19 protein-coding genes and 1 pseudogene are annotated in these 18,926 nt (G+C 35.4%); 5 read left to right on the forward strand and 15 right to left on the reverse strand.

Annotated elements, in window-relative coordinates; all coding sequences use genetic code 11:
* Nucleotides 1-555, forward strand: a 555-nt coding sequence (locus GFJ36_RS19295) for a Gly-Xaa-Xaa repeat protein (RefSeq protein ID WP_142311178.1), incomplete at its 5' end; no start/stop codon positions are given.
* Between the two features lie 80 nt (nucleotides 556-635).
* Here GFJ36_RS19295 and hfq read toward each other — a convergent pair.
* Both hfq and miaA read right to left on the reverse strand, forming a co-directional pair.
* Complete coding sequence (hfq, locus tag GFJ36_RS19300) at nucleotides 636-860, reverse strand: RNA chaperone Hfq (RefSeq protein ID WP_000813896.1); 225 nt, start codon at nucleotides 858-860, stop codon at nucleotides 636-638.
* 21 nt (nucleotides 861-881) lie between these two features.
* Nucleotides 882-1,835: a tRNA (adenosine(37)-N6)-dimethylallyltransferase MiaA gene (gene miaA, locus GFJ36_RS19305; protein ID WP_000504945.1), complete on the reverse strand. Its 954-nt coding sequence runs from the start codon at nucleotides 1,833-1,835 to the stop codon at nucleotides 882-884.
* Nucleotides 1,836-2,016: 181 nt separating this feature from the next.
* On the opposite strand from miaA, the gene GFJ36_RS19310 reads away from it, so the two are divergent.
* The gene (locus GFJ36_RS19310; RefSeq protein ID WP_000814419.1) at nucleotides 2,017-2,262 is read left to right on the forward strand and encodes a hypothetical protein; all 246 of its coding nucleotides are present in this window, start codon (nucleotides 2,017-2,019) and stop codon (nucleotides 2,260-2,262) included.
* 62 nt (nucleotides 2,263-2,324) lie between these two features.
* Here the strand turns inward: GFJ36_RS19310 and entD are convergent, their stop codons facing one another.
* The 8 genes from entD to gabP form a co-directional block, all read right to left on the reverse strand.
* On the reverse strand, nucleotides 2,325-3,257 hold the full coding sequence (gene entD, locus GFJ36_RS19315) for a cell wall-binding protein EntD (RefSeq protein ID WP_060487491.1): 933 nt from the start codon (nucleotides 3,255-3,257) through the stop codon (nucleotides 2,325-2,327).
* A 347-nt stretch (nucleotides 3,258-3,604) separates the two neighbouring features.
* On the reverse strand, nucleotides 3,605-5,464 hold the full coding sequence (locus tag GFJ36_RS19320) for a PTS fructose transporter subunit IIABC (RefSeq protein WP_097889699.1): 1,860 nt from the start codon (nucleotides 5,462-5,464) through the stop codon (nucleotides 3,605-3,607).
* A gap of 13 nt (nucleotides 5,465-5,477) precedes the next feature.
* Nucleotides 5,478-6,389: a 1-phosphofructokinase gene (gene pfkB, locus GFJ36_RS19325; protein ID WP_060487493.1), complete on the reverse strand. Its 912-nt coding sequence runs from the start codon at nucleotides 6,387-6,389 to the stop codon at nucleotides 5,478-5,480.
* Complete coding sequence (locus tag GFJ36_RS19330; RefSeq protein ID WP_000957278.1) at nucleotides 6,386-7,138, reverse strand: DeoR/GlpR family DNA-binding transcription regulator; 753 nt, start codon at nucleotides 7,136-7,138, stop codon at nucleotides 6,386-6,388. The genes pfkB and GFJ36_RS19330 overlap by 4 nt, the downstream gene beginning before the upstream one ends.
* A 158-nt stretch (nucleotides 7,139-7,296) precedes the next feature.
* Nucleotides 7,297-8,460: an iron-containing alcohol dehydrogenase gene (locus GFJ36_RS19335; protein WP_046956536.1), complete on the reverse strand. Its 1,164-nt coding sequence runs from the start codon at nucleotides 8,458-8,460 to the stop codon at nucleotides 7,297-7,299.
* 117 nt (nucleotides 8,461-8,577) lie between these two features.
* Nucleotides 8,578-9,120 (reverse strand): DUF420 domain-containing protein, encoded by a 543-nt coding sequence (locus tag GFJ36_RS19340; RefSeq protein WP_000228316.1) that lies wholly within the window; start codon nucleotides 9,118-9,120, stop codon nucleotides 8,578-8,580.
* A gap of 317 nt (nucleotides 9,121-9,437) precedes the next feature.
* The gene (locus tag GFJ36_RS19345) at nucleotides 9,438-9,776 is read right to left on the reverse strand and encodes a hypothetical protein (protein ID WP_113732328.1); all 339 of its coding nucleotides are present in this window, start codon (nucleotides 9,774-9,776) and stop codon (nucleotides 9,438-9,440) included.
* A 133-nt stretch (nucleotides 9,777-9,909) separates the two neighbouring features.
* Complete coding sequence (gabP, locus tag GFJ36_RS19350) at nucleotides 9,910-11,304, reverse strand: GABA permease (RefSeq protein ID WP_000360103.1); 1,395 nt, start codon at nucleotides 11,302-11,304, stop codon at nucleotides 9,910-9,912.
* A 422-nt stretch (nucleotides 11,305-11,726) separates the two neighbouring features.
* Between gabP and GFJ36_RS19355 the strand changes: the two genes are divergently transcribed.
* Nucleotides 11,727-12,809 (forward strand): chitinase, encoded by a 1,083-nt coding sequence (locus GFJ36_RS19355; RefSeq protein ID WP_088064244.1) that lies wholly within the window; start codon nucleotides 11,727-11,729, stop codon nucleotides 12,807-12,809.
* Between the two features lie 52 nt (nucleotides 12,810-12,861).
* On the opposite strand, the pseudogene GFJ36_RS30275 reads toward GFJ36_RS19355, so the two are convergent.
* Nucleotides 12,862-12,941, reverse strand: a pseudogene (locus GFJ36_RS30275) (N-acyl-L-amino acid amidohydrolase); the annotation flags it as partial.
* A gap of 168 nt (nucleotides 12,942-13,109) precedes the next feature.
* Entirely contained in the window at nucleotides 13,110-14,003 is an 894-nt protein-coding gene (locus GFJ36_RS19360; protein ID WP_097889697.1) for a metallophosphoesterase, read from the reverse strand.
* Between the two features lie 196 nt (nucleotides 14,004-14,199).
* Between GFJ36_RS19360 and GFJ36_RS19365 the strand changes: the two genes are divergently transcribed.
* Together GFJ36_RS19365 and GFJ36_RS19370 are read left to right on the forward strand one after the other, a co-directional pair.
* A complete protein-coding gene (locus GFJ36_RS19365; RefSeq protein WP_087984993.1) occupies nucleotides 14,200-15,015 on the forward strand; it encodes a formate/nitrite transporter family protein in 816 nt (271 codons plus the stop codon).
* 141 nt (nucleotides 15,016-15,156) lie between these two features.
* Nucleotides 15,157-15,429: an HU family DNA-binding protein gene (locus tag GFJ36_RS19370; RefSeq protein ID WP_001043904.1), complete on the forward strand. Its 273-nt coding sequence runs from the start codon at nucleotides 15,157-15,159 to the stop codon at nucleotides 15,427-15,429.
* Between the two features lie 20 nt (nucleotides 15,430-15,449).
* Here GFJ36_RS19370 and GFJ36_RS19375 read toward each other — a convergent pair whose 3' ends face one another.
* The 3 genes from GFJ36_RS19375 to copZ all read right to left on the reverse strand — a co-directional run bounded on the left by GFJ36_RS19375 (nucleotide 15,450) and on the right by copZ (nucleotide 18,813).
* On the reverse strand, nucleotides 15,450-15,929 hold the full coding sequence (locus tag GFJ36_RS19375; protein WP_088064246.1) for a GNAT family N-acetyltransferase: 480 nt from the start codon (nucleotides 15,927-15,929) through the stop codon (nucleotides 15,450-15,452).
* A gap of 161 nt (nucleotides 15,930-16,090) precedes the next feature.
* Nucleotides 16,091-18,511, reverse strand: a complete 2,421-nt coding sequence (locus GFJ36_RS19380; RefSeq protein ID WP_097889696.1) for a heavy metal translocating P-type ATPase — start codon at nucleotides 18,509-18,511, stop codon at nucleotides 16,091-16,093.
* A gap of 95 nt (nucleotides 18,512-18,606) precedes the next feature.
* Nucleotides 18,607-18,813 carry a copper chaperone CopZ gene (gene copZ, locus GFJ36_RS19385; protein ID WP_002014669.1) on the reverse strand — a complete coding sequence of 69 codons (207 nt, stop codon included), beginning with the start codon at nucleotides 18,811-18,813 and terminating at the stop codon, nucleotides 18,607-18,609.
* Nucleotides 18,814-18,926: the final 113 nt, after the last annotated feature.

Raw genomic sequence — 18,926 nt, forward strand, 5'->3', positions numbered from 1 at the left:
GGACCTCAAGGCGTTCAAGGTAACACGGGCACTACCGGTGCCACTGGACCTCAAGGCATTCAAGGACCAACAGGTGCTACTGGCGCCACTGGTATAGGAGCTACTGGACCTACTGGACCTTCTGGTGGACCTACTGGACCAACCGGGCCTACTGGACCTAGCTTCCCTGTAGCAACAATTGTTGTTACAAACAACATTCAACAAACAGTACTCCAATTTAACAACTTCATTTTTAATACTGCAATCAACGTAAACAACATTATCTTCAATGGCACAGATACAGTTACTGTTATCAACGCTGGTATTTATGTCATTAGCGTATCCATCTCTACAACTGCACCAGGATGCGCCCCACTTGGAGTAGGAATTTCAATAAATGGAGCAGTCGCAACTGACAACTTCTCTTCAAATCTAATAGGCGACTCACTTTCATTCACTACGATCGAAACATTAGCTGCCGGCGCAAACATTTCCGTCAAACCTACCCTTAGCGAAATTACAATTCCTGAAACAGGAAACACTAACATTCGCCTTACTGTATTTAGAATCGCTTAAATTTCACTATGTATCGTTTATGGCAAATAAAAAAAGAGCGAGAAATTCGCTCTTTTTTTGTTATGTACAATAATTCATTACTACTCTAATTCAATTGAAACATTTTTTTGTGGTACAAATGTAGAAATTGCATGTTTATAAATAAGCTGTTGCTTACCTTCTGTTTCCAGTAGGACTGTAAAATTATCAAATCCTTTAATTAATCCACGAAGCTGGAAACCATTTAATAAGTACAGCGTAACAAACGTATTTTCTTTACGGAGTTGATTTAAAAACTGATCTTGAATATTGATTGATTGCTTCATGTCGAATCCTCCTCTTTTTCTCTACTTACTATTATTCGACTTTAGTTGTAACTTTCCTTCTATGTATCGTAAAATTTCTGACGTTTTTTCACCGCCTGTAACATCAAACCACGTGACATCCATCTTATTACGGAACCACGTTAATTGACGCTTTGCATAACGACGTGAATTCGTCTTTAATTGTGATACCGCTTCTTCTAAAGAGACACGATCCTCAAAATAATCATATATCTCTTTATACCCAATCGCTTGAATAGATTGACAATCTCGTATCCCTCTATTATACAATCCTTCTACTTCTTCTAATAACCCTTGGTCCATCATTATATCAACTCGTAAGTTAATGCGATCGTATAGCATTTCTCGATCCATTGTCAAGCCAATCAAGGAAACATCGTATAATAACTCGTTTTCTTGTTTTTCAAGTTGATCACTCATTTTTTCACCCGTCGTGTGGAAAATTTCTAACGCTCTAATGACACGACGTACATTATTTGCATGAATACGCTCAGCACTTTCTGGGTCTACTTCTTGTAATTTCTTATGTACATATTCCACACCACGTTCTAATGCTAACTTTTCCATTTGTTCTCGGTATATAGTATCGCCAGCATCATCCGTAAACTGATAATCGAATAAAACAGATTGTATATACAGACCAGTTCCACCAACGATAATTGGCAATTTACCACGCTCTGTAATCTCTCGAATATGCTTACGAACACGTTCTTGAAATTCGGCAACAGAAAATGATTCTTCCGGATTTTTTATATCGACCATATAATGCGGAATTCCATCCATCTCTTCTTTTGTCACCTTTGCAGTTCCAATATCCATCGTACGATAAATCTGCATGGAATCTCCACTTATAATTTCACCATTCAACGCTTTGGCAAGATCAATACTTAACTTCGTCTTTCCAACAGCAGTTGGTCCAATGATGACAGCAACTTTTTCACGTTGCACTTCTCCCATATCATTCAACTCTCTTTATGTAATGTACTCCATCTATTGATTATATCCAATCTTACCAATTTTAACGGCATGATTGCAAGTTCTTTCATTCCGGTACATGAAATTACAAATAAAAAAGAACATAGTTTGTCCAATTCCGCATATACATGATTAAAAATACCTTCGAGAGGATGAGTTGACTATGAAACAATCCACCATCAATTTTTCATCTTTAACAAAAGACCTTATTTTAGCTACTGCTACAAAAGAACAAAATTGTTCACAAGAAGAATTATATTTCGCCTTAAATTGTTTGCTACGTTCTTTTCATTCTACTCTCCAAGAAACAACATTACATCCAGAAAATAAAAATACAGAGTATATACAAAATCAATTTTGCAGTGCATATAAAATTATTACAGGTAAAACTATTTATCCTTTTCAATAATCCATAAAAAGCGGTTGCCTACATACTTTCAAGCAACCGCCTTTTATATTAATACATATACACTATTTGATTACTTTCACTTTTACAGATTTGCGCCCCCAGCTATCGGCACTACCATCTGAACCGACTAATACATCAATACGATTTCCTTTAATCGCACCACCAGTATCTCCAGCAATCGCTTCTCCATATCCTTCTACCCATACTTTTGATCCAAGCGGAATTACTTTAGGATCAACAGCAATTACTTTCATATTCGGATTTGCTGTTAAATCATGCCCCATTGCAGTTAATACACGACCACCATACGTACCATTCTCACTTGGATGCGCTGTATACGCTGTCGCTTCTACTGTTATTTCACGTCCACCAGCAGGTGCACTTGTTTCAGTAGATTTCGTAACTTGTTTCGTAGTTGACTGCTGTTTTGCCACAGGTTTACTTGATTCTACATTTTTAACAGACTCTTTGCTTTTAACTACTTTATTATTTTTAACCGGCGTATTTACTCTTACTGGCGCCTCTTCTTGCGTTACAACTTCTTTCTTTTCAATTACAGGTGCCGTCCCTGTTAAAAATGGCATGTGAACATATCCTGTTTTTCCATTATAGTCAAATTGTAACCATTCATTTTGAACTTGATTTGTCGTTTCAATTACATCATCTTTATTCAGTTTACCAAGAATTTCAGAGTCAGTATTCGCTCCAGCACGAACATTTAACACGCCCGGCGTTACATAATATGTACTTTTTGTAAATTCAGCACTTACAAACGCTTCTTTACCATTTAATTTAATTTTTGCCCATCCGTTTTCTGTATTTATAACATCTAATTTATTTCCACTTAACATTTTACCTACAAGCTTTGACTCTACAGTTGGGTTTTCTCTAACATTTAATACGTCTGTTGTTACAATCGTTTCTGCTTTCGCAGAACCTGCAAAAATCCCAAGACCAAAAACTGCCGCCGTTGCTATACCTAATAATTTTTTCATGAATAGCCTCCATTTGCTTTGTTTTCGTATTTTCATTATAGCAACAGATTTTTAGGATTTTTAGAAATCACACAATTACAAACCATTCGTAATACACGATTAATGAGTTGTAACATAAATTTCCATATTAATGAATTCCATTTCTAATAGAATCCCCAATAGTTTTCATATATTTTCCACATACTAGCCCAGAATTTTTTTCCAAAAAAAATTACAGTATTACTTTTTTGTTACAAAAAAACCATATTTCATTACATCTTTTACCAAAATTCATCATTCTCCAATTATTAATCTCCTTTTTTGTAATAAAAAAGAGCAGCTAATAAAAGCTACTCCTTTTTCATGTGTTATTTAACTTTCTTTTTCCAAATCCCCATCATAAGAGCTGAAATAACTGTCCCTATGAATATCGAGAAAATATATAGCACCGGTTTATTTACTAATGCGATAACAAACAATCCACCATGCGGTGCTGGTAATGTAATTTGGAATAACATAGATAATGCACCCGCAATACTTGAACCAACAACACAACTTACTATTACTCGAATCGGATCTGCAGCTGCAAATGGAATCGCACCTTCTGTAATAAACGATGCTCCCATAATATAATTTGTTAAACCAGATTTACGCTCTGCTTCAGTAAATTTTGATTTAAAGAAAGTAGTTGCGAATGCAATCGCTAATGGTGGCACCATACCACCGGCCATAACAGCAGAGTGTACGCCAAAGTTCTGCGCTTCTATTGCAGCAATACCAAATGTAAATGCAGCTTTATTAATTGGACCACCCATATCAATTGCCATCATACCACCTAATATAAGACCTAGTAATATAGCATTTGTACCGTTCAAACCATTTAACCATCCTGTTAACATTTCATTCAATGCTACTACAGGCGGAATTACTACTTTTTGCATAACAACTCCTGTAATCAACAATCCAAAGACCGGATATAACAATACAGGTTTAATTCCTTCTAACTGTGCTGGTAATCCTGAAAATAATCTTTTCAATCCTAAAACAACATACCCAGCTAAGAAACCAGCAATTAATCCCCCTAAAAATCCAGCATTCGCATGTGCTGCTAAAAATCCACCGACAACACCAGGCATAAATCCTGGACGATCAGCAATAGAACTCGCAATAAATCCAGCTAAAATTGGTACGAGGAATAAAAACGCACCTGTTTTGCCTCCACCAATAGACATTAACAATTCAGCCAATGGTCCTTCTGCTTTTATACCACCAATCCAAAATGCTAGTGCAATTAAAATTCCTCCACCCACAACGAATGGAAGCATATTACTTACACCGTTCATTAAGTGCTTATAAATTCCTAACCCTTTTTCTTTCTCTGTACTTTCTGTCTTCCCATCTTCCTTTATTCCATTAAAGATTGGCGCGTCTTGTTTTACAGCTCGATTAAGAAGTGTTTCCGTTTTTCTAATCCCATCAGCGACTGGCACTTGAATAACATGCTTCCCAGCAAAACGGTTCATTTCTACTTGTTTATCTGCGGCAACAATAATAGCTGTTGCTCGTTCAATGTCCTCTTTCGTTAAAGCGTTTTTTATACCTGTTGATCCATTCGTTTCAACTTTAATCGCTATTCCTAGCTCTGCTGCTTTTGCTTTCAAGCTATCCGCTGCCATATAGGTGTGAGCGATTCCAGTTGGGCAAGCCGTAACTGCTAGTACGTATGGTTCATTTCCTTCTGGTTTTGCAACTTCAATGTCTTCTTCTTCTTTTTCATTCTCTTTTTCATCAAATAAACGAAGAAGTTCCTCTTCATCCTTCGCTTCTAACAATTGCTTACGAAATCCTTCATCCATTAATAATGTAGATAGGCGCGATAACGTTTCTAAATGAGTATTATTCGCCCCTTCGCTCGCAGCAATCATAAAGAATAAATGTGCAGACTGCCCATCAAGCGATTCATAGTTGATACCGCTTACACTTCTACCAAAACAAATCGCTGGTTGCTTAACAGCTTTTGTTTTCGCATGAGGTATTGCAATCCCTTCCCCTATTCCAGTTGTACTTTGTGACTCTCGCTTTAAAATAGCTTCTTTAAATTCAGCTTTACTATTTAAACGATTTGCTCCGTCTAATTTCTCAACTAATTCATCTATGACAGCTTCTTTATTTGAAGCTGTCAAGTTCATAATAACTGTATCCCTTTTTAATAGTTCTGTAATTTTCATATGTTACTTCCCCCTATCGCTTAGTTACAATTACTTGCGACAATAATTCTTCTACTTTTTCTTTTTCACATAAATCAGCTGAAAATGCTGTTGCACTCCCTGTTGCAACGCCATATTGAAATGCCTTTTCAATATCTTTTGTCTGTTCATATTTACCTACAAATCCTGCAACGAGAGAATCTCCGGCCCCGACCGAATTAATTACAACACCTTTTGGAACAGTTGCTTCATATATACCTTCTGCCGTAAATAATAAAGCCCCATCTCCAGCCATTGATACGATAACGTGCTCTACACCTTGTTCAACTAATTTTCTTCCAAACGGTAAAACATCTTCTACTGTTGAAATCTCTACTCCGAATAACTCACCAAGTTCATGATGATTAGGCTTTAGTAAAAATGGTTTATTTTTAATTACATGCTGCAGCGCACTTCCACTTGCATCGACTACTACGCGAATACCTTTCTCAGCTCCGAGCGCTGCGATTGATTCATAAAAAGTAGTTGAGATAGACGCCGGTACACTTCCAGCTAGTACAACACAATCTCCCTGCCTCATACTTTCAATTTGTTTCATTAATTGTTCAAATTGTTCATTTGTCACATTAGGACCTTGCCCATTTAATTCTGTCTCTTCTTGCCCTTTTATTTTCACATTAATTCGGGAATCACCGTCTACTTGGACGAAGTTTGTTGTTACACCTTCCGCCTGTAATACATCTTTAATAAATCGACCGGTAAATCCACCAGTAAATCCAAGCGCTACATTTTCAACACCTAAACGATGAAGAACACGAGAAACGTTAATGCCTTTCCCTCCAGGAAATTTCATATCTTTCTCTGCTCGATTTACTGCTCCTAAATCGAAGGAATTAACTTGTACTACATAATCAATAGATGGGTTTAAAGTAACTGTATAGATCATTGTTTATCAGCCTCAATTACATTGGTTTGTCTTTTATATTTTTCTAAATCAATTTCTAAATAGTTTGTAATAATATTTGCTTCTTCAACATTGGCAATTTTCGCAAACGCAACTTCTGAAAACTTACTTTCATCAATTAAGAAATATCCTTCGTTTGCTAATGTTAATGCCATTTGTTTTAAAAGTGCCTCTTCTGGATCTGGAGTTGTAAAACCAAGCTGTTCATGCACACCATTCGCTCCTAAGAAACATTTATCAAAACGGTACTTCTGCATGCTTTCCTGTGCCATAGCACCAATTAAAGCTTTCGTCCTGCTTTTCATCATTCCGCCTAGTAAATACGCACGAATATTATTTTCAACTAAAGCTTCAATATGCATAAGTCCATTCGTAACGACAGTAACATCTTTATTTATTAAAAATGGAATCATTTCAAATGTTGTACTTCCTGCATCTAAATAAATGCAATCACCTTGTTCAACAATGCTAGCCGCATACTTCGCAATTTGTTGTTTTATTTGAATGTTTTTGGATGATTTTTCAACCATCGTTGGCTCTTGTCCTTTTCCTGTTAAAACAGCAGCACCACCATGAACTCTTTTTAATAACCTTTGCTTTTCCAATTGCGCTAAATCACGACGAATTGTTGATTCAGAGCTTTCTGTTCTTTCCACTAATTGCTGTAATTTAACAACCTTCTGCTCTTTTACAAGTTGCAATATCATTTGATGACGTTCAGGAGTTAACATTTTATTCACCTCTTCTTTGATTACAGTATAATGAAAACGATCATAAAAATCAACCATAAACATTCACGAATAACCAGAAACAGTCACAAACAGTTATAAACAACAAAAAAGAAACCCATTTGATTGTTATATCAAATGGGTTTCTTTTTTCGATTCACTTATAAAGAAGCTTTATATATACTTAAAACATCGTCTTTATTTAATTTTTTAAAGTTACCAAATTCACCATAAGCCATCGCTTTATCAGCCATTAAATCAATTTCATTTTCCCCAATACCGTAATCCGCTAACGTTACTGGTGCCTCAATTGAAGTCCAAAATTGACGTAACGCCTCAATTCCTTCTAACGCAATTTCTCGATCAGTCTTTTCATCTGTTTCTACATCGAATACGCGAATAGCGAACTGTTTAAAACGACTTACATTTTCATCTACAACACGCTTCATCCAGTTCGGGAATAAAATCGCAAGGCCACCCCCGTGTGGTATATCATGAACCGCAGAAACTGCATGTTCAATATTATGAGTCGCCCAATCTCCTTTTACTCCCATCGCTAAAATACCGTTTAACGCCATAGTACCGCAATATAAAATAGTTTCTCTATGCTCATAATTTTCTAAATCACTTAAAAGCTTAGGAGCAGTTTCAATTACTGTTTTTAAAACAGATTCACAATAACGATCTTGTAATTCTGTATTTGTTCCATGATGGAAATATTGCTCTAATACATGTGACATAATATCTACCATACCGTAAATTGTTTGATCCCTCGGCACAGACGCAGTATGAACTGGATCTAAAATCGAAAACTGCGGGAAAGTAACTGGGCTACCCCAGCCATATTTTTCATTCGTTTCCCAGTTTGTAATTACAGAACCAGCATTCATTTCAGATCCTGTTGCCGCAAGCGTAAGTACCGTACCAAATGGTAACGCCTCACTAGCAAATGCTTTTTTCGTTACAATATCCCATACATCTCCATCATATTTGCTACCAGCAGCAATTGCTTTCGTACAGTCGATTACACTTCCTCCGCCAACCGCTAATATGAATTCGACACCATTATCTTTACAAATTTGAATCCCTTTCTTTACAGTTGATACACGAGGATTCGGTTCAACACCTGTCAATTCAAATATTTCCGCATTTATATCTTTTAAAATAGAAATTACATTATCATAAATACCGTTTCTTTTAATGCTGCCTCCCCCGTATACGAGAAGAACTTTTTTACCGAACTGTGGAATTTCAGTTTTTAACTGTTCCAATTGACCTTTACCGAAAATAAGTTTCGTTGGATTACGAAATACAAAATTTTGCATATCCCTTTACCATCCCTTCTATATGAAAAGCAACTATACTTTTGTATACCATATTTTTTTCATTTCACAAAAATATTTGCCTAACAAAAAAAATCCCAGCCTAAAGGCTGAGATTTTTTATTGATAATAAGGTGAGATCATTAAGTAAACAATAACACCAGATAAACTTACATATAACCAAATTGGCATCGTCCAACGTACAATTTTACGATGACGTGTTAATTGATTTGTAAAACCAAATACAAGTGCAAACAATGCAAGTGGTACAATAATTGCTGCCAGGATAATATGTGTAATTAAAATGATGAAATACACATATTTAATGAATCCTTCTCCGCCAAAATGTGTTGCTGGCGCCAAGTAATGATACGATAAATAAGAAACACAAAATAGCAACGTCGTTGTAAATGCTGCTAAGATGAAACCACGGTGCATTTTCACATTCTTCTTAATAATAGAGTATAAAGCTGCTAATAAGAATACGAACGTAAAGCTATTAAAAATTGCATTTAACATTGGTAAAATTGTTACATCAAAATGTACTTCTCCTTCATAGCCAACAGGTCCAAAGAACAAAAATAAAATAATCGCATTTACAATTACAGAAAGCGTTATCACAATAGGAGCATAGCTTTTCTGATTAGTTGATTGATCCACCAAAATGGTCACTCCTCTTCCTTCAAATATGTATACGTAACCTCACTATTTTAACATATTATTCACAGTGTAAATGTGACAATAGTTTGACACAGTAAGACAGCGCAAAGAAAAAAATCCTTCTTAATAAAACTTCTTAAGAAGGATTTTATCGCTTTATTATTTAAATAGCAATGTAATTAGTTTTTGTTAAAAAATGTATTGCTATATGCTTGATAAATTTCAGACACTTGATATCCCATTAAAGAAATTGCTGTTAATGAAAAGAAACCAATCATAAGAAATCGAAACCACATATAAATCTCCTCCTTGTATTTAGCTTAAAAAGCAGTCGCTATATTACAAGTTGAATGGCACTCTTCATCGTCACTTTCCTTTTTCTTTACAATTGCTGTTATAAATCGAATCATAAAGAAAATCACAAAAGGAAATTGTTCGTAATTTACCTTGGCATAGTTTGGCAACGGCTCGCGCTGCACATCGAACGGAGATGAGAAGGAATAGAACATACCTTGCTCTTCCATATATACAATTACAATTTTCATACAAAACATTATTCCTAAAAATGAAACAATATCTTGCCATTCTGTCGTATATAACAAGTTATACAGCTCTAGTACGTACTCTTCCATCGTCATCCCCCCTTCCTTTTTTACCATTTTGCTCGCCTTCATATAAAAAGTCAAGAAAAAAGTTTATATTCACTATGACAATAGTAATTACTTGTCTCTATGATTATATATGATTCTTTTATAGCAATGATTGGGTGTAACTCTCTTCTAAAACAAGAAATTAGAATCGAACAGATTCCTCATTCTTGCTTTTAGGATTCAACAATGTACTATTTTTATTTCTATTAAAAATAAAATAAGAAATTATTATAAGAACAGTAACAAGCATTGTTAAAAGCGCTTGTGAACGTAAAGATTCAATTGCGAGCATGGCAACTAAAACTGCTATAATCGCAGTAATTGTAACATATGTTACATATGGAAAAAGCCACATTTTGACTTTCAAATTTTGTTGTTCCGCTTTCCCCATTTTTTTACGTATCTTGAAATGTGAAACTGCTATAACGAGATAAACGAGTAACGCAATCCCGCCAGATGCATTCACTAAAAATAAAAATACTTTATCTGGAGATATGTAACTAAAAACAACTCCAATGTAAGCAAAGAAAGTTCCAAATAAAACCGCCCGAACTGGAACACCACTACTATTCAATTTCAAAAATGCCTTTGGCGCGTCTCCTCTTTCTGCCATTGAAAAAAGCATTCTTGAGTTCGTATATAAACCCGAATTCAAACAAGAAAGTACAGCTGTTAAAACGATAAAGTTCATAATTTGTGCTGCCGCTGGTATCCCTATATGTTCCAGCACCGCCACAAACGGGCTTTTTAGTATGTTCGCTGAATTCCACGGAAGGAGTGTAACAACTACAGCAATCGATCCAATGAAAAATACGAGAATACGCCAAATTACACTATTTGTTGCTGTTTTTACTGCTTTTACAGGTTCGGCAGACTCTCCAGCGGCTACTGCGACAATCTCTGATCCCATAAATGAAAATATAACGACGGTAATTCCAAGTAGCACCGAACTTATACCATTTGGCATAAATCCTCCTTGCCCTACTAAATTCGAAGTGCCAGGTGCTTCCGTTCCTGGTACAAATCCTAAAATAACAGCGAGTCCAAGACAAAGGAACAAAACGATACTTATTACTTTAATAAATGAAAACCAATATTCAAACTCTCCAAATGATTTCACCGAAAAAACATTCGTCAATGTTAATAAAATCGTTAATATTAAGCTTAATAACCAGAGCGGGATTTCTGGAATCCAATATTGAATAATACCAGCACCTGCTGTAGCTTCTATCGCAATAACAATTACCCAGAAAAACCAATATAGCCACCCAATTGTATAACCCGCCCATGGACCAATTGCTTCTCTTGCATATGTTGCAAATGAACCACTTGTCGGGTTAATAGCTGCCATTTCCCCTAGCATTCTCATAACGAAAATGACTAGAAGTCCTGCTAATGCATATGAAACGATAGAACCTGGCCCTGCTGAATGCACAACCGCACCGCTTCCAACAAACAAACCAGCTCCTATTACGCCACCAATGGAAATCATTGTAATGTGGCGTATTTTGAGGTCTTTCTTAAGATTTTTATCCAACTCTTGTACATCCCCTTCCAAACTTAATTTTGAAATTTCCCCCGCATTAACGGGCAGTAAGACCCCCACCTTAAAATTCAGCTGAAGCAAAGAAGTTAGGTGGGGGATCGACTGCCCGTAAAAGCCCGATTGGTGAGGGCTGATAATCAGCGGGGGATGAACAAAGCCCCACTGATTAAAGTTTCACTTTATGTAAGAGTATTATGCGAAAAATCTTGTCCTATACTTTAAAATATATCAAAATATTCTGAATTTAACAATCGTAATTCGACCTCCTCCAAAAATTATTACATTAGGTTTAATAATTTTCCATACACAATTGTTGAGAAAATTATAGTCACCTTACAAAAGTTAAAATTTTCAGATATCATGAAATAAACAAGATTATACATCTAGACAACTTTTTGTATAGGAGTGTTGATATGTTAAACAAGTTCAAATTTATTTGTTGTACTTTAGTAATTTTCTTACTGCTACCGCTAGCTCCCTTCCAAGCACAAGCTGCAAACAATTTAGGATCAAAATTACTCGTTGGATACTGGCATAACTTCGATAACGGTACTGGTATTATTAAATTAAGGGACGTTTCACCAAAATGGGATGTAATCAATGTATCTTTCGGTGAAACTGGTGGTGATCGTTCCACTGTTGAATTTTCTCCTGTGTATGGTACAGATGCAGAGTTTAAATCAGATATTTCTTATTTAAAAAGTAAAGGTAAGAAAATAGTTCTTTCAATAGGTGGACAAAATGGGGTCGTTTTACTTCCTGACAATGCGGCTAAGCAACGTTTTATTAATTCCCTACAATCTCTGATCGATAAATACGGTTTTGATGGAATAGATATTGACCTTGAATCAGGTATTTACTTAAACGGAAATGACACTAATTTTAAAAACCCAACTACTCCTCAAATCGTAAATCTTATCTCAGCTATTCGAACAATCTCAGATCATTACGGTCCAGATTTTCTATTAAGCATGGCTCCTGAAACAGCTTATGTTCAAGGTGGTTATAGCGCATACGGAAGCATCTGGGGTGCTTATTTACCAATTATTTACGGAGTAAAAGACAAACTAACATACATTCACGTTCAACACTACAACGCTGGTAGCGGGATTGGAATGGACGGTAATAACTACAATCAAGGCACTGCAGACTACGAAGTCGCTATGGCAGATATGCTCTTACATGGTTTTCCTGTAGGTGGTAATGCAACTAACATTTTCCCAGCTCTTCGTTCGGATCAAGTCATGATTGGACTTCCTGCAGCACCAGCGGCCGCTCCAAGTGGCGGATATATTTCTCCAACTGAAATGAAAAAAGCTTTAGATTATATCATTAAAGGAATTCCTTTCGGAGGAAAGTATAAACTTTCAAATCAGAGTGGCTACCCTGCATTCCGCGGCCTAATGTCTTGGTCTATTAATTGGGATGCAAAAAACAACTTTGAATTCTCTAATAACTATAGAACATATTTTGATGCTATTCCCTTGGAAAAATAATAAAAAACAACAATAGGTTACATAACCTATTGTTGTTTTTTATTTATTTAAATTACTTTTTCACTTCTACATGATGAAAAGATTCTTTTCCATCTCTACATAACTATTTACAATACTTAAAAGTAATTTGCCACGAAACCATTTCGTTATATAAACTTTCCAATTCTTTATGCCATGTTTCTACCATAGAAATTCCCCTTTCCTTTTTAACACTTTAAATAAAAATCACATAACATTCTGTATTTATCCAATAAAAAAAGAGAACTTTCTCTGAAAGTCCTGTTACTACTCTAAAATAGTCTAGTTGCTATTTTGCTTTAACACAAATACTGAAAGTTCAGGTACACTCCAAAATCTAACAGGCATTCGGGTTGTCCCAATACCACGATTTACGTATAAATGTAACGGCTTATTCTTCCCTTCTAATTCATACATACCTTCAACATGACTCTCAGCTAATTTTGTAGTAATTAATGGACCTATAAAAGGAATTTGAACTTGTCCTCCGTGACTATGTCCTGACATTTGAAAATCAACTGGGTAACGAGCTACTTTTTCTACAACATCCGGCTCATGTACTAAGAGCATATTAAAATCTTGTTGCCTTACTTGTTTTAAAGTCGCGTCTATTTGCGGCTTCCCTAATAAAAAATCATCCAAACCTGATATTGTAATATATTTGCCATTTTCCGCATTAATTTTATGCACTTCATTTACTAACACAGAGAAACCAGCTTCCTCCATATACTTTTTATAAAATAAACTACCTCCCCCGCCCCTATCATGATTCCCAAACACTGCATATTTCCCTAAGGGCGCATGTATTTTCTGCAAAATGCTTTGCGCTTCTTCTCTTTCTGCCTTATACGATCCAAACTTATCTATTAAATCCCCTGTAAAAACTACTATATCTGGATGTAACGTATTCATCTTCTCTACCAAATTTTCTAGTTGTTTCAATGTAAATTCTGGCCCTAAATGCACATCTGAGAATTGTAATATCTTTTTGTTATTAAACTCTTTAGGAATTGTAGAAGCTTCTATTTCATTCCACGTAACTGTTACTAGTTTTCGTTCTATTTCTGTCGCATAGAAATACAAACTTATTGAAATCATTACTATACTTATGAAACTGATTATACATATCTTGACGATTGATTTTTTTTGTTCTTTTTTTACATGATTCGTATTCATGTTCTCACCTCTAGAAGTACTTTAAAGCCTTATTGTTACATTAATGTGACAACATGAACAATGTTAGCTATATCCAATTCTATCCTCATTCACTTTGACAAATTTATACAGAAGTCATAACATATTTTTATAATACATAGATTCTTAAAAATGTTCCTTCTATTCATTCTATCATTTTATTAAGGAGAGATTATTCATGTCTGTATTTACACCAGAAGAAATTACGGAACTTGCTGCGAATTCCGGAAGAAAAAAAGCTCATTTATCATTACTCCCTATGCTAATTCTCGGTTTTTTTGGTGGTGCTTTCATAGCATTAGGGTATTTACTCGATATTCATGTTATTGGAACAATGCCAAAGTCTTGGGGATCATTTACTAGTTTTCTAGGTGCCGCTGTATTCCCTATCGGTCTTATACTCGTTATTCTTGCAGGCGGTGAGTTAGTAACTGGCAATATGATGACCGTTTCAATGGCGTGGCTTCACAAAAAAATCGAATTATTTCACTTCATTCGAAATTTAGTTATTGTTACGTTTAGCAACTTCATAGGTGCTGTATTCGTTGCTTATTTTTTCGGTCATATCGTCGGATTAACAGAGGGAGCTTTTTTAGCGAAAACAGTTTCTATTGCGCAAGCTAAACTACAAGATACACCACTACAAGCCTTCATTTCTGCAATCGGATGTAATTGGCTCGTTTGTTTAGCTGTTTGGCTCAGTATGGGAAGTAAAGAATTTATCGGGAAGATTATCGGTATTTGGTTCCCAGTTATGACTTTTGTTGCGATTGGATTTCAACACGTTGTAGCCAATATGTTTGTCATCCCAGCTGCAATTTTTGCCGGTCATTTAACTTGGATTGAATATTTTCCAAACTTCATTTTTGTTTTCTTCGGAAACTTAGTAGGAGGTATGTTATTTGTAGCATTACCTTATTTCATATCCTATAATAAGGAACTCCCTTCCAATAAAGAGCAAACTGCATTAAAGAAAAAATCTGTATCCGCTTAAATTGAAAGTCTATACAGTGGCTCTAAAAAATATTACAAATTTCATTTTTTTTACGAATATATGTGCGTACACTTGTTCTCGAATGTTTTATACGTTATAATAACAACTTAAATAGCATTATTTACATATGAGGTGAAAAACATGAACAAAACAGAATTAATTAAAAACGTAGCACAAAATGCTGAGATTTCTCAAAAAGAAGCTACTGTAGTTGTACAAACTGTAGTAGAATCAATCACTAACACTTTAGCTGCTGGTGAAAAAGTACAACTTATCGGATTCGGTACATTCGAAGTACGCGAAAGAGCTGCTCGTACAGGCCGTAACCCACAAACTGGTGAAGAAATGCAAATCGCAGCTTCTAAAGTACCTGCTTTCAAAGCTGGTAAAGAACTTAAAGAAGCTGTAAAATAATGAAAAAATAGCCTTCTCGTTTACGAGAGGGCTATTTTTTTCATTACATAATTAATAAAAATCTGGCCATTATGCTGTTTCTTTTGTTCCTTTATGCAAATAAAGCCTTTACTTTCAAAGAAAGGTTTTGCTGTAATACTTGCTTCTGTATAAATCTCCCTATGCCCCAAGTTCACTGCTTCTTTTTCTAGCTTCTTTAGTATGTATGAGGCTATCCTTTTCCCTTGATAATCTTTATGCGTAAATAAGCGATCTACGTAATGATCATCATTATAATCCCCAAATCCCACTATCCTACCGTTATGATCCGCTACATAACTAATATTCTTCTCTAAAGACTGTAACCAACTTTCCCTATCTAGTTGATCTGGTGCCCATGCCTGTAGCTGTAACACGTTATAATCTTTTGCATTAATTGTATGAACTGTTTCATAGAACAACTGTAATACTTGTTCTAAATCCTCCTTATGGAATATTCTAATGATCGTATCTTTTAACATATATGAACCTCCTTACTAAACTATCATTTAACTTGTCTACCATCTAGTATTCAATATTTCTGCTTTATTATATCTTTTTTCTTTCTATATAAACAAAAAACAATACTTATTTCAAAGTATTGTTTTTCGTTTAAAAGCATATGCAATTACTCTCTAGATTTTTATTTTTTTAATTTCACTCTTTGTAATCGTAATGCATTTAATACAACGGATACAGAACTAAATGCCATAGCCGCTCCTGCAACCCAAGGTGCTAAGAAACCGAACGCCGCAATCGGGATTCCTAATCCGTTATAAGCTAGTGCCCAGAATAAATTTTGCTTAATATTTCTTATCGTCATCTTACTCATAAAGATTGCATCAGCAATACTATTTAAATCCCCACGGATTAACGTAATATCTGCCGCTTCCATCGCTACATCCGTTCCTGTTCCAATTGCCATACCGATATCCGCCGTAGCAAGAGCAGGAGCATCATTTATTCCATCTCCAACCATTGCTACTTTCTTACCTTGTGCTTGGAGTTTTTTCACTTCTTCTGCTTTTCCTTCTGGTAATACTTCTGCAATTACGTGATCAATACCAACTTGCTTAGCGATTGCCTGAGCAGTTTGTGTGTTATCTCCTGTAATCATAACAACGTCTAGACCCATTTTCTTAAGTCTTGCGATAGCTGCTTTTGAAGTATCTTTTACAGTATCTGCAACGGCCACTATACCAGCATATTCTTTATTGATCGCAATAAGCATTGCTGTTTTTCCTTCTCGTTCTAGCTCTTCCATCGATTTAGAAACTTCTTCAATATCAATATCGAATTTCTTCATTAATCGACGTGTACCAATTAATAATTGTTTCCCTTCTACAACTGATTCGATACCGAATCCTGGAATCGCTTCAAACGTTTCTGAACTTGGGATATCAATTTTCTTTTCTTTAATTCCTTCTACAATCGCTTCTGCAAGTGGATGTTCAGAATTTTTTTCTGCCGCAGCGACTAAACGTAGTATTTCTTCTTCATGGAATCCATCTGCTACAATTACATCTGTTAAAACAGGCTTTCCGTTTGTCACAGTACCTGTTTTATCTAGAATAACTGTATCTAATCGGTGCGTTGCTTCTAAATGCTCTCCACCTTTAAATAAAATACCATACTCAGCTGATCTTCCTGATCCAGCCATAATAGATGTAGGTGTCGCAAGACCTAATGCACATGGACAAGCTATAACAAGTACGGCTATCATTTTCTCAAGTGCTCCGCCAAAATCACCAGGTGTAACAAATAACATCCACACTGCAAATGTGATAATAGCAATCACAACTACAACGGGTACGAAAATACCTGAAATTTGATCAGCTACTCTTTGAATAGGAGCTTTTGACCCTTGCGCCTCTTCTACTACTTTAATAATTTGAGCTAATGCAGTATCTCTTCCTACCTTAGTTGCTTTCACTTTTAAAAATCCATTTTTATTCATTGTAGAACCGATTACTACATCCCCAATTGTTTTATCAACTGGAATACTCTCACCTGTTAACATCGATTCATCTATTGCTGACTTTCCTTCTACAATTTCTCCATCTACCGGGATTTTTTCACCAGGTTTTACATAAACGATATCACCAGCTACTACTTCTTCGATTAAAATTTTCATTTCTGTTCCGTCTCGTAGAACAGTAGCGGTTTTCGCCTGTAATCCCATTAATTTTTTAATTGCTTCTGACGAGCGTCCCTTTGCCTTTGCTTCAAATAATTTACCTAAAATAATTAATGTAATAAGTACTGCACTCGTTTCAAAATACAAGTCTGTCATATGTTCCGAAGAACCAATCGACCTAATACTTAAATACACACTGTAAAAATACGCTGCCGACGTTCCAAGTGCCACGAGAACATCCATATTGGCACTTTTATTTCGTAACGCTTTATAAGCTCCAACATAAAACTGCCCACCAATGATAAACTGAACTGGAGTTGCAAGAGCTAGCTGCACCCAAGGGTTCATAAGCATATCAGGTAAATAAATAAACGATGTAAATGAGAAATGACTTACCATTGCCCACAGTAACGGGAATGATAAAATAAATGAAATGATAAATTTCTTCTTTTGTCGCTCAATTTCTTGTAAGCGATGATCAGTTGATCCATCTTGCTCATCTGATTTCACTTCCAATTTATATCCTAATTTCGTAATTGCACTCTTCATTTCATTTACATTAATTTCATCAGGATTAAAATCTACTGTAGCTGATTCCAAAGCGAAATTTACTGTCGCTCCGTTCACACCTTCTAACTTATTTAAACGCTTTTCTACTCTATTCGCACATGCTGCGCATGTCATCCCTGAAACAGTAAACTCAGCTTTATCACTTACAATTCCATATCCTAACGATTCAACTTTTTCCTTAAACTGTTGCGGATTTGTTTTTTGGGGATCATACATTATTTTTGTTTTTTCAAGTGCAAAATTTACATTTGCATCATGAACACCTTCTACTTTTTTCAGACCTTTTTCAATTCTATTCGCACATGCCGCACATGTCATTCCTGATATTTGAAGATTAGCCTCTTTCTGTTCATTCATGTCTCTCACCTCTATATACCCTCATAAGGTATAATTATTAACAAAATAAATCGTACTTCCTATAAAGTACGATTTATTTCCATATCTAAAAATAATTATTGAACATCGTATCCTTGATCTTCAATTACAGCAACGATATCTTTTAGTGTTACAGCAGACGAGTCGATAGTAACTTCAACAGTTCCTTCTGCTAATTGAACCTTCACTTGTTCAACACCGTTTAGTTCTTTCACACTGCTTTCAATAGAATTTACACAATGTCCACAAGACATACCTTCAACTTTTAATGTTAACTGTTCCATTTAAAATCCTCCTCTTGTTTCTTCATTGTTTGTTAATCACAATTACATCTTACCATACCCCCCTAAGGTAATCAATGGTTTTGTATCATGATTTTTCAATTATTTTCTAAAAG

The organism is Bacillus sp. EE-W1 (assembly GCF_009760835.1).
GTDB classification, from domain to species: Bacteria; Bacillota; Bacilli; order Bacillales; family Bacillaceae_G; genus Bacillus_A; species Bacillus_A wiedmannii.

Excerpts from the sequence above, each read along its gene's own strand:
- GFJ36_RS19360 (WP_097889697.1), bottom strand. The coding sequence starts at position 14,003 with ATGAATACGAATCATGTAAAAAAAGAACAAAAAAAATCAATCGTCAAG.
- GFJ36_RS19330 (WP_000957278.1), bottom strand. The coding sequence starts at position 7,138 with ATGTTAACTCCTGAACGTCATCAAATGATATTGCAACTTGTAAAAGAG.
- GFJ36_RS19375 (WP_088064246.1), bottom strand. The coding sequence starts at position 15,929 with ATGTTAAAAGATACGATCATTAGAATATTCCATAAGGAGGATTTAGAA.
- hfq (WP_000813896.1), bottom strand. The coding sequence starts at position 860 with ATGAAGCAATCAATCAATATTCAAGATCAGTTTTTAAATCAACTCCGT.
- GFJ36_RS19345 (WP_113732328.1), bottom strand. The coding sequence starts at position 9,776 with ATGGTAAAAAAGGAAGGGGGGATGACGATGGAAGAGTACGTACTAGAG.
- entD (WP_060487491.1), bottom strand. The coding sequence starts at position 3,257 with ATGAAAAAATTATTAGGTATAGCAACGGCGGCAGTTTTTGGTCTTGGG.
- GFJ36_RS19335 (WP_046956536.1), bottom strand. The coding sequence starts at position 8,460 with ATGCAAAATTTTGTATTTCGTAATCCAACGAAACTTATTTTCGGTAAA.
- GFJ36_RS19380 (WP_097889696.1), bottom strand. The coding sequence starts at position 18,511 with ATGAATGAACAGAAAGAGGCTAATCTTCAAATATCAGGAATGACATGT.
- GFJ36_RS19365 (WP_087984993.1), top strand. The coding sequence starts at position 14,200 with ATGTCTGTATTTACACCAGAAGAAATTACGGAACTTGCTGCGAATTCC.
- GFJ36_RS19355 (WP_088064244.1), top strand. The coding sequence starts at position 11,727 with ATGTTAAACAAGTTCAAATTTATTTGTTGTACTTTAGTAATTTTCTTA.
- miaA (WP_000504945.1), bottom strand. The coding sequence starts at position 1,835 with ATGGGAGAAGTGCAACGTGAAAAAGTTGCTGTCATCATTGGACCAACT.
- copZ (WP_002014669.1), bottom strand. The coding sequence starts at position 18,813 with ATGGAACAGTTAACATTAAAAGTTGAAGGTATGTCTTGTGGACATTGT.
- GFJ36_RS19370 (WP_001043904.1), top strand. The coding sequence starts at position 15,157 with ATGAACAAAACAGAATTAATTAAAAACGTAGCACAAAATGCTGAGATT.
- pfkB (WP_060487493.1), bottom strand. The coding sequence starts at position 6,389 with ATGATCTATACAGTTACTTTAAACCCATCTATTGATTATGTAGTACAA.
- GFJ36_RS19310 (WP_000814419.1), top strand. The coding sequence starts at position 2,017 with ATGAAACAATCCACCATCAATTTTTCATCTTTAACAAAAGACCTTATT.
- GFJ36_RS19320 (WP_097889699.1), bottom strand. The coding sequence starts at position 5,464 with ATGAAAATTACAGAACTATTAAAAAGGGATACAGTTATTATGAACTTG.